Genomic DNA, 12,363 nt, shown 5'->3' on the forward strand with positions numbered 1-12,363 from the left:
CCCCGTCAGACCCGACCCTTCGCGTCAGGCCCCCTTTTCGTCAGACAAGGCGATATCTTCCGGCCTGATCGGAACGCGCGTCAACCGGAGCCCGGTCGCCGCCCGCACGGCCGCCGCGACGGCCGGGGTCGAGGACAGGGTCGGGGGCTCGCCCGCGCCACGCAGCCCGTACGGAGCCGCCGGGTCCGGATTTTCCAGGATTTTCAGTTGCATCGGCGGCATGTCGAGGATCGTGGGGATGAGGTAGTCGGTGAACGACGGATTGGCCACCACGCCGTCCCGTACCTGGATCTCCTCCATCAGCGCCAGCCCGAGCCCCTGCGCCGAGCCGCCGTGGATCTGGCCCTCCAGCGCCTGCGGGTTGAGCACCCGGCCGACGTCCTGGACCGCCGCCAGCTCCACGACCTTGACCAGGCCCAGCTCCACGTCCACGTCCACCACGGCCCGGTGCACGCACAGCGCGAGCTGCGTGTGCGAGTCGCCCTGCCCGGTCACCGGGTCCATCGGGTACGTCGGCCGGTGCCGGTACTCGCGGGTCTCCTCGATCGGCCCGTACCGCTCCAGCGCCTCCCGCGCGGGCAGCCCGCCGAACCGCGCGCGCACGGCCTCGCAGGCCGCCCGCACCGCGCCGCCGGTCACGTACGACTGCCGCGACGCCGACGACGACCCCGCCGAGCCCACCGAGGTGTCCGCCGTCGCCACCGTGACGTCGGCGATGCCCAGCTCCGTCCGGGCGATCTGGGCCTGCACCGTCACCAGCCCCTGGCCCACCTCGGCGGCCGCGGTGTGCACGGTGACGTGCGGCTCGCCGTTCACCAGCTCGGCGCGCACCCGGGCCGTCGAGTAGTCGTCGAAGCCCTCGGAGAAGCAGATGTTCTTGATCCCGACGCCGTAGCCGACGCCGCGCCGCACCGACTCGCCGTGCGTCGTCTGGGACACCCCGCCCGGCAGCGCCCGCAGGTCCCCGTCCTGCCGCCCGCCGGGCAGCGGCATGGACTCCAGGTCGCGCAGCATGTCCGCCAGCGGCGCGGGGGAGTCGATGAGCTGGCCGGTGATGAGCCGCGAGCCCTGCGTCACCGCGTTGCGCACCCGGATCTCCACCGGCGACAGCCCGCACGCCTCGGCCAGCCGGTCCATCTGCGACTCGTAGGCGTAGCACGCCTGCACCGCGCCGAAGCCGCGCATCGCGCCGCACGGCGGGTTGTTGGTGTAGACGCCGGTCGCGACGACGTCCACGTTCGGCACCTCGTACGGGCCCACGCCCAGCGAGGCCGCGTTGCCCACCACGGCGGGGGAGGAGGAGCAGTACGCGCCGCCGTCCAGCAGGATGTCCGCCTTGACGTAGACGAGCCGGCCGTCCCTGGTCGCGCCGTGCTCGTAGCGCATCCGGGCCGGATGGCGGTGCACGTGCCCGAAGAACGACTCCTCGCGGCCGTAGCTCATCTTGACCGGGCGGCCGAGGCGCAGCGCCAGCATGCAGGCGTGCACCTGCATCGACAGGTCCTCGCGGGCGCCGAAGGCGCCGCCCACGCCCGACAGCGTCAGCCGTACCTTCTCCGGCGGCAGGTTCAGGCAGGGGGCGAGCTGGTCGCGGTCCACGTGCAGCCACTGCGTGGCGACGAACAGGTCCACGCCGCCGTCCTCGGCCGGGATCGCCAGGCCCGCCTCCGGGCCGAGGAACGCCTGGTCCTGCATGCCGACCTCGTACTCGCCGGTGACCACGACCTCCGCCTCGAAGGTGTCGCCGACCCGGACCGGCTGGCGGCGGACGATCTCGGTGGCCCGGCGGGGGTCGGTCACCGGCTCGCGCACCTCGTACTCGACCACGATCGCCGCGGCCGCCCGGCGTGCCGTCTCGGGATGGTCGGCGGCCACCAGCGCCACCGGCTCCCCCTGGTAGCGCACCTGGTCGACGGCCAGCACCGGCTGGTCCTTGTGGTCCAGGCCGTAGAACTTCTCGCCGGGGACGTCCTCGTGGGTGAGCACCGCGTGCACGCCGGCGATCTTCAGTGCGGGACCGGCGTCGATCGAGCGGATCCACGCCGACGGGTGCGGGCTGCGCAGCGTCGCGCCCCACGCCATGCCGTCGATCCACAGGTCGGAGGCGTAGGCGAACTCGCCCGTCACCTTCAGCGTGGCGTCCGGCCGCCTGGCGCTCTCGCCCACCCCGCTCAGCGTCGTGTACGTGTCCGCCGTGTCCGTCATTCTCCGAGTAGAGCACCGTCGCCGTGCCGGGTCCTATGCACACTGCTGAAATCCCGGTCAAAGCCTGTAACAACCGGCTTGTATATTCCTCCAAGTGCGGATCCGTGACCTGCTGGACATTCCCGGCCTGCGGCTGAGGCTGCTGACCGGCGACCCCGACCGCGAGTTCGCCACCGTGCACATCACCGACCTGCCCGAGCCGGGGCGCTACCTGTCGGGCGGCGAGCTGGTGCTGACCGGGCTCATGTGGCGGCAGGCGCCCGAGGACTCCGCGCGGTTCGTGACCACCCTCGCCGAGGCCGGGGTCGCCGCCGTCGGCGCGGGCGCCGCCCTGCTCGGGCACGTGCCCGACGACCTCGTGGCCGCCTGCGCGGCCGCCGGGCTGCCGCTGCTGGAGGTGCCGACCGAGGTCTCCTTCCGCACCCTCACCGAGCTCGCCGCGCCCCGCCCGTCCGGCGACGTACGGGCCGCGCTCGGCCGGCACCGCAGGCTCGTCGCGGCCGTCGCCGAGGGCGCGGACCTGCGTGAGCTGTTCGAGGTGGCCGCCGCCGAGCTGGGCGTCACCGGCGCCGTCGTGACCGCGTCAGGGCACGTCGTCGTGGGGACGGTGGCCGAGCCCGAGGAGGTCGCGCGGGCGTACCTGACCGCGCCGCGGCTGCCCGCCCGCGCCCACGGCCGCACGATCTTCGCGGTGGGCCGCGGTCACCGCGCCGCCGGCTGGGCGCTGGCCCTCGACGGCGACCTGCTCGACCGCGCCGACCTCGGCTACGAGCTGGCCGCCTGCGTCGGGCTCGAACGCATGCGCGTGGAGGAGGGCCGCCGGGTGGAGCGGCGGCTCGCCGAGCAGCTCGTCGTGGCCGCGCTCGCCGGGGCCGACGCGGCCGAGCTCAACGCCCGGCTGCGGACCTGCGGGGTCGGCGCGGCGGAGCCGTACGCGGTGGTGGACGTCACGGCGCCCCGCGCGGGCGCCACCCGCGGACCCGACCCCGCCACCCTCGGCGGGCAGGTCGTGGAGGAGTTGCTGGGACGCGAGGTCGTCGCGGCGGCCGGGGCCGACGGAGCGGTGGCCGTGGTGCCGTTGCGCGGAAGCACCGCCGACGAGCTGGCCGCCCGGCTGCGCGCCGCGGCCGGCGTGCTGTCGGCGCTGCCTGACACGCGGGTGTGCGCGGGGCTCAGCGGGGCGCTCACGGGGGCGGCGGCGCTGAAGGGCGGCGTCGAGGAGGCCGGGCACGCCCGCCGGCTGGCCGAGGCGCGTGGCGGCGGCGTGGTGACCAGTGACGAGATCTACACCCATGCGTTGCTGCTGGCCACCGTGCCGGCCGAGGTGCGCCGCTCCTTCGCCGACCGGCTGCTGTCGCCGCTGCTCGACTATGACCGCCGCCACCAGTCGGAGCTGGTGCGTACGCTCGGCGTCTTCCTGGACTGCGCCGGCTCGTGGAACGCCTGCGCCGAACGGCTCCACGTGCACGTCAACACGGTCCGCTACCGGGTGCGCAGGATCGAGGAGCTGACCGGCAGGAACTTGGCCACGATGGCCGACCGGGTCGATTTCTACCTGGCCCTGCGCGACACCGCCCCACCCCGGTAGCGGGGGAGGAGCGGGACGGCAGAGGGAACGCGATGGGACGACGCCGGCTCCTGCGGGGGAGCCGGCCTGCGAGCGCGGTGCGGTTTTCGTGCTCGGAAGGCCCGTGCGCCCCCTCGTGCCGGTTTCAGCTCAGCAGCAGTAGTAATCGTAGGCAAAACTGATGGAAGACGTGTCGGCACTTGCGGCCGTAACATTGCTTCCGATGGTCACCACGACAGTGATCGCGGTGACCAGGGCGGACAGGGCAATGCGCATACGCATGGGGGTTCTCCCTCGCCTATGTAGTTGCTTGGACTTATCTTCTCAGGGAGCGACGACTGTGACCACATCTGACCTAGTCGGACTCCGCATCAAGACGGTTAGGCGACAACGCGGCCTGTCGCAGGCACAGTTGGCGCATCCCGAGCTGTCGGACAGTTACGTCTCGTTGATCGAGAGTGGAAAGCGTACCCCGACGCCCGCCGTCCTGGAGCTGCTGGCCCAGAAACTTGACTGCTCGCTGTCCTATCTGATCAACGGCGTCACCGCCGAGCAGATGGAGGACATCGAGCTCGCCCTCGGTTACGCGCGGCTCGCGCTCGAGAACGGCGAAGTCACCGAGGCCCGCAACCGTTTCGCGGAGCTGCTGGCCAACAACAACCTGACAGGGCTCACCTCGCTGCGTCAAGAGGCGGAGTTCGGGCTGGCGCTCGCCACGGAGGCCTGCGGTGACCTCGCCGAGGCCACCTCGATCCTGCTCCGGTTGCAGGAGAGCGAGCTGCCCGCCGACCGGCGCGTCGAGGTCGCGATGGTGCTCTGCCGGGTCTACCGGGAGAGCGAGCAGCTCACCAAGGCCGTCGAGGTGGGCGAGCGGATGCTGCTCGGCAGCGCCCGTCAGCCGTGGGCCGACGGGCTGGTCGAGCTGGGCGCCACGCTGCTGGCCGCCTACATCGAGCGCGGCGACCTGCTGCGCGCCCGCCAGTTCGCGGCCGAGCTGCTCAACGCCGCCGACGCGCTCGGCACGCCGCGCGCGATCGTGGCCGCCACCTGGAACGCCTCCATCGCCGCCTACTTCACCGGCCACCTGGAGGAGGCCCTGTCCCTCGCCGAGCGGGCCCTGGCGGTGCAGCTGGAGCACGGCAACCCGCGCAACGTCGCCCGCATGCGGGCGTCGTTCCTGCTCAAGCGGCTCACGGCCAGGCCCGCGGAGGCCGCGGACGTGCGCGAGGCGCTGCGCGCGACACTGGAGGAGTTCGAGCAGACCTCGACGAGCACCTTCGACCGCTGCCACCTCAACCTCGACCTGGCCATGGCCGAATACCTGTGCGGCGACTACGCCGCGGCCGCCGAGCACGCCAGGCTGGGCAGGGACCTGCTGCCGGAGTTCGGGCACGTGCTCGGCGCCGAGGCGGGCCTGCTGCTCGGCCGGGCCTACGGCGCGGTCGGCCGCTCGGAGGAGGCGGCCGAGCACGTCGCGTCCGTGCGCGACTGGCTGACGCCGCTGCCCGACTCCCGCCGCTCCGCCTCCACCTGGTACGCCACCGCGGCCACCATGGAGGAGCTGGGCGACGAGGAGGGCGCGGTGGAGGCCTACCAGCGGGCGCTCGCCTGCGTGGGGCTGTAGCGGGGTCCGGACCGGGCGGTGGCGTCGGTAGCCTGGGGGGTGCCATGAAGACTTCCCCGATCGCGGCCCTCACCGCGATACTCGCCGCCCTGCTCGCGTCCGGACTGCTCGTGGCCGGCACGGCCGCTCCGGCGCTGGCGCACGACTCGCTGAAGAGCAGCTCCCCCGCCAAGGGAGCCGAGGTCGAGTCCCTCGACGAGGTCCGGCTGGAGTTCAGCGCCCGGGTCCGTCTGCCGTTCGTCGTGCTCAACGGGCCCGGCGGCGCCCAATACCAGGCCGGCGAGCCGGAGCAGGACGGCGCGGTGGTCCGGCAGGCGGTCAAGCCGTCGCTGCCGGGCGGCAAATACACCATCGCCTACCGCGTCGTGTCCTCCGACGGGCATCCGATCGAGGGCGAGATCCCGTTCACGCTGAAGGCCCCGGCCGCCGAGGAGACCCCCTCGGCGAGCGCCGAGCCCTCGACGCCGGCCTCCTCCGAGGCGGCGGCCCCGCCGGCGTCCGCGCCGGCGTCCGCGCCGGCGTCCTCAGCGGCGGCTCAGGAGCCGGCCGCCGCGCCCGCGGCGGCCGAGGACGGCGGCGGGTCGTTCCCCGTCTGGCTGATCATCGTGATCGGCGCCCTCGTCGGCATCGGCATCGGCTTCCTGCTCAGCGCGCGGAAGAGCAAGCCATGAGCAGGGCGGCGCGGCTCGGCCTCGCGGGCGTGGCGGCCGCGGTCGCCGCCCTCGTCCTCGGCATGATCGCCGGTGGCACGGCCTTCCCCAGGATCATCCCCGGCCTGCCCGACGCCGGCGCGGTGGTCCGGTGGGGCCTGCCCGTCTCCAAGATGCTCATGGACGTCGCCGGCCTGCTCACGGTGGGCCTGCTGCTCATGGCCACCGCGCTGCTGCCCAGCGACAAGGGCATGCTCGGCGCCTCCGCGCTCGAATACGTCAAGGCCGCCTCCTGGGCGGCGCTGACCTGGGCCGGCGCGGCGTTCCTCGCCATCGTCTTCGGCGCCGCCGAGTCCATCGGCCGCACCCTGCCGCAGGTGTTCGACGGCGTCCTGCTCAGCAGCTACGCCACCCAGACCACGCAGGGCGTCGCGCTCACCCTCGTCGTGCTGTTCGCCGTGGCCATCGCGCTGTTCTCGCGCGGGGCGATCACCGCGGGCGCCTCGGCGGGGCTGCTGGCGCTCGCCCTCGTCACGATGCTGCCGCCGCCGCTGACCGGCCACACCTCCTCCTCGCCCAACCACGACCTGGCCACCTCGTCGGTGGCGCTGCACCTGCTGGCGCTCGCCCTGTGGGTGGGCGGCCTGGTCGTGCTGGCCGGCCACGCCCTGCGCCGCGAGCCGCAGCTCGACGTGGCCGCCGCCCGCTTCTCCCGGATGGCGCTCTGGTGCTACGCCGGGGTGGGGCTGTCCGGCGTGTTCGCGCTGGTCGCCCGGCTGGGCGCGCTCTCCGACCTGTGGACCGACGAGTACGGCCTGCTCGCCCTCGCCAAGCTCGTCGCGTTCGTGCTGCTCGGCTACGTCGGCTACTGGCACCGCCAGCGCACCCTCACCCGCCTCCAGGCCGGCGAGCCCGGGGCCTTCGCCCGGCTGGCCGGCGGCGAGACGCTGCTCATGCTCGCCACCGTCGGCCTGGCCGTCGCGCTGTCGCGCACCCCGCCGCCCGACTACAGCATCCCCGCCGACCGCGCCTACGAACTGCTCGGCTTCCCGCTCCCGCCGGAGCTCACGCTCGGCAGGATCTTCAGCCTGTGGTGGCTCGACCTGTTCTTCGCCCTGGTCGCCGCCGTGCTCGCCGGGCTCTACGCGGCCGGCGTCGTACGCCTGCGCCGCCGCGGCGACGCCTGGCCCTGGGGCCGCACCGTGTCCTGGTTCGCCGGGGTGGCGCTGCTGGTGTTCGTCACGCAGAGCGGGCTGGCCCGCTACGCCAAGGTCATGTTCGACATGCACATGATCGAGCACATGACGCTGTCCATGGTCGTGCCCATCTTCCTCGTCCTCGGCGGGCCGATCACGCTCGCGCTGCGCGCGCTCAAGCCCGCCGTCAGGAAGGGCGACCGGGGGCCGCGCGAGTGGATCACCACGATCCTGCACAGCCGCTACACCAAGGTCGTCACGCATCCGGTCGTCGCCACGGTCATCTTCGTCGCCTCGACGTACGCGCTGTACTTCACGCCGCTGTTCGAGTCGGCGATGACCGAGCACCTCGGCCACATCTGGATGACCGTGCACTTCCTCGTCAGCGGCTGCCTGTTCTTCTGGGTGATCATCGGCGTCGATCCAGGCCCCAACCGGCTCCCGCACGTCGGCCGGCTGCTCATGCTCTTCGTCACGATGCCGTTCCACGCCTTCTTCGGCATCGCGCTGATGATGACCGGCTCCGTCATCGCCTCCGGCTGGTACGACCAGCTCGGCCGCACCTGGGGCGACAACCTGCTGCAGACCCAGCAGGACGGCGGCGCCATCGCCTGGGGCTTCGGCGAGATCCCGACGCTCATCGTGCTGCTGGCCATCGCCTTCCAGTGGTACCGCGACGACGACCGGCAGGCCCGCAGGAGCGACCGCCGCGCGGACCGGGGGGCGAGCGACCCCGAGCTCGACTCCTACAACGCCTACCTCGCCCGGCTCAACAAGGCCGACCAGGGCGAGTAGCCGATCGGCCACGGCCCTCTATCTTCCGTTTCACGTCTCTGGACCGCCAGGTAGCCTTGCTCCTGGGGGAGAGGGGCATAACCCTGTCAGCAAGCGGCGCGCAGCCTTGAGGGGGGACGCGCGACCGGGCGGATCGCCGGAGTGGGGACCGGCGTGGGGTGCCGAGGAAGGCGAAACCAGTGGAAGAGACGCGCATGCGTGGGGGGCAAAGCCTGGCCGAGGCGCTCGAGAGTTACCTCGCCGAGTGGGGGGAGCGGTCGGGGATCGCCGTGGAGATCTGGGCCCTGCCGGCCGGCGAGGTGCCCGCGGGGGTGTGCGCCGGGGTCATGACCGCCATGCGCGAGGCCCTGGACAACGTCGAGCGGCACAGCGGCGCGAGGACCGTCTCGATCGCCGTCACGGCGGGGAGCGGCGGCCTTCGGGTCACGGTGAGCGACGACGGGCGCGGCTTTCACGGGGCGGGCACGGGACATGCCGAGGGGCGCGCCGCCGGGCAGGGCATCGCCCGCATGCGGGCGGCGTTCGCCGAGGTCGGCGGCAGCCTGTCGGTCAACAGCGTGCCGGGCGAGGGCACCACGGTCACCGGAGTGGTGCCGAGGCGCCCTTAGCGGCATCAGGGGAGGGTGAGGATCTCGCTGCCCGTCTCGGTGACCACGATCGTGTGCTCGAACTGCGCCGTACGCTTGCGGTCGGCGGTGACCGCCGTCCACTTGTCGGGCCAGATCTCGTATTCGATGGTGCCGAGCGTGAGCATCGGCTCGATCGTGAACGTCATGCCGGGCACCAGCTCCACCCGCAGCGACGGGTCGTCGTAGTGCGGCACCATGAGGCCGGAGTGGAAGGACGCGCCGATGCCGTGGCCGGTGAAGTCGCGCACCACTCCATAGCCGAACCGTTTGGCGTAGGCCTCGATGACGCGGCCCACGACGTTGAGCTGGCGGCCGGGGGCGACGGCCCTGATGGCCCGCATCATGGCCTCGCGGGTGCGTTCGACCAGCAGCCGTGACTCCTCGTCCACCTCGCCGACCAGGAACGTCGCGTCGGTGTCGCCGTGGACGCCGCCGATGTAGGCGGTGATGTCGACGTTGACGATGTCGCCGTCGCGCAGCACCGTGTCGTCGGGGATGCCGTGGCAGATGACCTCGTTGATCGAGGTGCACAGAGACTTCGGGTAGCCCTTGTAGCCGAGCGTGCTGGGGTAGGCGCCGTGGTCGAGAAGGAACTCGTGCCCGACGACGTCGAGCTCGTCGGTGGTGACGCCCGGCCTGACGTGCTTGCCGACCTCTTCGAGAGCCTGCGCGGCGATCCGGCCCGCCACCCGCATCCGCTCGATCATCTCGGGGGTCTTCACGTCGGACTCGCCGGTCTTGGGGCGCTTCTTACCGACGTACTCCGGCCGCTCGATGTGGGCGGGGACCTTTCGCATGGGCGAAACTCGCCCGGGCTGGAGCAGTGTCGTCATGAACTATGAGTCTACGGGGCAGAATTGACCCCGTGAGCGAAGGCCAGTGGTGGTTCTGTCTGAAGCACATGCGGGTCGAGCCCGACCAGGGCTGCCCCAACAAGGACCGGATGGGTCCCTACGCCTCGCAGGAGGAGGCGGCCGGGGCGCTGCAACGCGCCGCCGACCGCAACAAGGCGTGGGACGAGGCGGAGCAGGACGACGACTGATCCGCGGGCGGTCACAGCACCGCGTAGGCCCGTACGGGGAAGGTCCCCATGCCCGCGATCATGGGTGGCGCGGCGCGCAGGCGGAAACCCTCCTCGGGCAGGGCCGCCAGGTTCGTCAGGTGCTCCACCAGCGGGATCCCCGCCCCCAGCAGGATCGTGTGGGCGGGGCGTTCGCCGTGCGGCGGGGTGTCGTCGATGTTGAGCGAGTCGATCCCGACCAGCGCCGCGCCCTGCTCGGCCAGCCAGGCGGCCGACTCCGGCGCCAGGTAGGGGTGGCCGTCGACGTAGGCCTCGGTGCCGAAGTGGCGGTCCCAGCCGGTGTGCACGAGCACGGCCTTGCCGCGCACGTCGAGGCTCCGGTCGACGGTCACCGCGCGGCCCGGCCCCTCGGCCCGCACCACCAGGCCGGGCAGGTCGGCGAGCCGGTCGATCGGCATCGCGGCGAGGTCCTGGCCGTCGGGGTAGCGGTGGAAGGGCGTGTCGACGTACGTGCCGGTGTTGGCGGCCAGGGCGATCGTGGCCATGTGGAACTCGGTGCCCGGGGCGTACATCGCCCGTGAGTCCTCCCTGCTCAGATGGACGCCGATGCGCGGGGCCGGGATGCCGGGGTAGGTCACCAGGCCGTCGTGGACGCGGTGGCTGAGCTCGACGATCATCTCGCGGCACCGACCTTGGCGAGCTTGACGAGGGCGACCACGCCGATGGCGGCCCAGACGAGGTTGAGCCCGGCCGACGGCCAGGCGGCGTTCCAGGCGCTGTTGACCATGAGCCCGACCGCGCCGAAGAGGTTCATGACCTGATAGGTCAGCCCGTCGCCCTGGATGCGCCCGGACGAGACGAGGGCGTAGGCCGAGAGCAGGACGGCCGCGCCCGCCCAGCCGACGACCGCGAGAAGGAGATCCATGCCAGGATTCTCCTGGCCCCTCGCGGTAAAGCACAAATAAAGAAACATGAAGTTCCCCGTAAGCTGATCTGTATGGACATCGACCCCCGGCGGCTGCGGATCCTGCACGAGGTCGCCCGCCGCGGCGGCGTCATGCGGGCCGCCGAGGCACTCCACCTGACCCCCTCCGCCGTCTCCCAGCAGCTCGCCCAGCTCGAACGCGAGGTCGGGCTGGCCCTCATCGACCGCTCCCAGCGCAGCGTGTCGCTCACCCCCGCGGGGCGGGTGCTGGCCGGCTACGCCGAGCGGGTGGAGGAGGAGCTGCTGGAGGCCCGGCGCGAGCTCACCCGCTTCACCGACCGGCTGGCCGGGCCGGTGGGCATCGCGGCGTTCCCCACCTTCATCAAGCACATACTGGTGCCCGCCCTGCGCGCGCTGGCCGAGAGCCACCCGAAGATCGTCCCCGTCATCCACGAGGTCTACGGCCAGCCCGCGCTGCAGGAGCTGCGGCTCGGCGCGGTGGACGTGGTCATCACCGAGCAGGACATGGGGCTGCCCGCGCTGGCCCAGCCGTTGCTCAGCACACGCCTGCTGTACGTGGACGAGTACCGCATCGTGCTGCCGCCCGACCTGCCGGACCCGCCGCGCACGGTCGCCGACCTGGCCCGGCTGCCGTGGGTGGCCGCTGAGCAGGACCAGGCGTGCGGGCAGGCGTTGGAGCGGCTGGCGGGGCTGCACGGGTTCGAGCCGCGGAAGGTGCACGTCATCACCGAGTTCGGGCCGACGCTGGCGCTGGTGGCGGCGGGGCACGGGGTGGCGATCGTGCCCGCGCTGGCGCTGCTGGACGTGCCCGAGGGGGAGGTGCGGGTGAGCGAGCTGCGGGACGTGGGGGCGCGGCGGATGGACGCGGTCACGCGGGTGAGCCGGACCAGGTCGGGCGAGCCGGACCCGGTGCAGGCGGTGGTGATCGCCGCGATCGAGGAGGCCACGGCGGCGCTCCAGGCCCCCTTGAGCGACCGCCTCCGCACCCGGCCCGACCCCGTCTGACCGGCCGCCGCCCCAGAGGAACCGGGGGCCGGCCTTCAGTCGGGGAGTTGAGGGCCGCTGACCCTGTCGAGGAGGCGGGCGAGGCGGCCGCGGAGGCCGAGGCGCTGCTCCACCTCGCCGGCCGCCGCGCTCACCAGGTGCTGGGCGCCGTCGAAGGTGACCAGCCCCTCGCGCGGCACCTCCAGCGTGTCGTGCGCGAGCCCGGCCAGCTCCCGGTCGCCCCCCTCGATGGCGAGGACGGTGGCGCCGGTGCGACGGGCGTCGTCCACCCGCTCCAGCAGCGGCACCGGCGCCCGCTGCTCGGCCAGCACGAACAACGTCTCCCCGCGCGCCGTCCGCTCCAGCCGGTCGAGGCCGACACGCAGGTGGGCGGGGGCGTCGGCGGGCGGCGCCCAGCGCACCAGCGTGGGCGTGAGCTGCGGCAGCCCGGAGAACCGCGCCTCGTCGGCGAGGTGGGCGGTCAGGTGCCAGGGCTCGTCCTCCGGTGTGCCGATCAGCAGCAGCCCACCGGGGGAGCGGGTGGCGCGCAGCGCCTGGCCGAGGTCACGGGCACGGTCGAGCCAGCTCGTACGGGCCAGGAGTTCGCGCAGAAGTGCCACCGATCCCGAGTCCATGAGCCCATGGTGCCGGACGCTCCCGTACGGGGGAGCTGTTTCGGAAGTGATGCTTTGACACCCTGTGCGCTCCGGCGGTCAGCGAGCCCTCGCGCTCGCCACGCGCGAGGC

The 12,363-nt window shown here is 72.9% G+C and carries 13 protein-coding genes; 7 read left to right on the plus strand and 6 right to left on the minus strand.

Going from position 1 to position 12,363, the window contains the following annotated elements; all coding sequences use genetic code 11:
* Window positions 1–24: 24 nt before the first annotated feature.
* Complete coding sequence (locus ABD292_RS33430) at window positions 25–2,205, minus strand: molybdopterin cofactor-binding domain-containing protein (protein ID WP_344214429.1); 2,181 nt, start codon at window positions 2,203–2,205, stop codon at window positions 25–27.
* Between the two features lie 94 nt (window positions 2,206–2,299).
* Here ABD292_RS33430 and ABD292_RS33435 point away from each other — a divergent pair, with 94 nt between their 5' ends.
* Window positions 2,300–3,793 (plus strand): PucR family transcriptional regulator, encoded by a 1,494-nt coding sequence (locus ABD292_RS33435; RefSeq protein WP_344214431.1) that lies wholly within the window; start codon window positions 2,300–2,302, stop codon window positions 3,791–3,793.
* A 129-nt stretch (window positions 3,794–3,922) separates the two neighbouring features.
* On the opposite strand, the gene ABD292_RS33440 is transcribed toward ABD292_RS33435, so the two are convergent.
* Complete coding sequence (locus tag ABD292_RS33440) at window positions 3,923–4,054, minus strand: hypothetical protein (protein WP_344215082.1); 132 nt, start codon at window positions 4,052–4,054, stop codon at window positions 3,923–3,925.
* Between ABD292_RS33440 and ABD292_RS33445 the strand changes: the two genes are divergently transcribed.
* From ABD292_RS33445 to ABD292_RS33460, 4 genes are all read left to right on the plus strand, one after another.
* Window positions 4,053–5,396, plus strand: coding sequence for a helix-turn-helix domain-containing protein (locus ABD292_RS33445; protein ID WP_344215047.1), 1,344 nt, complete (start codon window positions 4,053–4,055; stop codon window positions 5,394–5,396). The two genes, ABD292_RS33440 and ABD292_RS33445, sit on opposite strands and share 2 nt — an antisense overlap.
* 44 nt (window positions 5,397–5,440) lie before the next feature.
* Window positions 5,441–6,067 carry a copper resistance CopC family protein gene (locus ABD292_RS33450; protein ID WP_344214433.1) on the plus strand — a complete coding sequence of 209 codons (627 nt, stop codon included), beginning with the start codon at window positions 5,441–5,443 and terminating at the stop codon, window positions 6,065–6,067.
* Window positions 6,064–8,037, plus strand: a complete 1,974-nt coding sequence (locus tag ABD292_RS33455; protein ID WP_344214435.1) for a bifunctional copper resistance protein CopD/cytochrome c oxidase assembly protein — start codon at window positions 6,064–6,066, stop codon at window positions 8,035–8,037. The genes ABD292_RS33450 and ABD292_RS33455 overlap by 4 nt, the downstream gene beginning before the upstream one ends.
* Window positions 8,038–8,231: 194 nt before the next feature.
* Window positions 8,232–8,645, plus strand: coding sequence for a sensor histidine kinase (locus ABD292_RS33460; protein WP_344214437.1), 414 nt, complete (start codon window positions 8,232–8,234; stop codon window positions 8,643–8,645).
* 5 nt (window positions 8,646–8,650) lie between these two features.
* On the opposite strand, the gene map is transcribed toward ABD292_RS33460, so the two are convergent.
* Complete coding sequence (gene map, locus ABD292_RS33465; protein WP_344214440.1) at window positions 8,651–9,499, minus strand: type I methionyl aminopeptidase; 849 nt, start codon at window positions 9,497–9,499, stop codon at window positions 8,651–8,653.
* Between the two features lie 5 nt (window positions 9,500–9,504).
* On the opposite strand from map, the gene ABD292_RS33470 reads away from it, so the two are divergent.
* The gene (locus tag ABD292_RS33470) at window positions 9,505–9,708 is read left to right on the plus strand and encodes a hypothetical protein (RefSeq protein ID WP_344214442.1); all 204 of its coding nucleotides are present in this window, start codon (window positions 9,505–9,507) and stop codon (window positions 9,706–9,708) included.
* An 11-nt stretch (window positions 9,709–9,719) separates the two neighbouring features.
* Here the strand turns inward: ABD292_RS33470 and ABD292_RS33475 are convergent, their stop codons facing one another.
* A complete protein-coding gene (locus ABD292_RS33475) occupies window positions 9,720–10,364 on the minus strand; it encodes a cyclase family protein (RefSeq protein WP_344214444.1) in 645 nt (214 codons plus the stop codon).
* Window positions 10,361–10,612, minus strand: a complete 252-nt coding sequence (locus ABD292_RS33480; protein ID WP_344214446.1) for a CBU_0592 family membrane protein — start codon at window positions 10,610–10,612, stop codon at window positions 10,361–10,363. Before ABD292_RS33480 ends, ABD292_RS33475 begins: the two co-directional genes overlap by 4 nt.
* 72 nt (window positions 10,613–10,684) lie before the next feature.
* Between ABD292_RS33480 and ABD292_RS33485 the strand changes: the two genes are divergently transcribed.
* Window positions 10,685–11,638, plus strand: a complete 954-nt coding sequence (locus ABD292_RS33485) for a LysR family transcriptional regulator (protein WP_344214448.1) — start codon at window positions 10,685–10,687, stop codon at window positions 11,636–11,638.
* Between the two features lie 35 nt (window positions 11,639–11,673).
* Here ABD292_RS33485 and ABD292_RS33490 read toward each other — a convergent pair whose 3' ends face one another.
* Window positions 11,674–12,252 (minus strand): hypothetical protein, encoded by a 579-nt coding sequence (locus ABD292_RS33490; protein WP_344214450.1) that lies wholly within the window; start codon window positions 12,250–12,252, stop codon window positions 11,674–11,676.
* Window positions 12,253–12,363 lie beyond the last annotated feature (111 nt).

Source organism: Nonomuraea bangladeshensis (assembly GCF_039529455.1).
GTDB lineage: Bacteria > Actinomycetota > Actinomycetes > Streptosporangiales > Streptosporangiaceae > Nonomuraea > Nonomuraea bangladeshensis.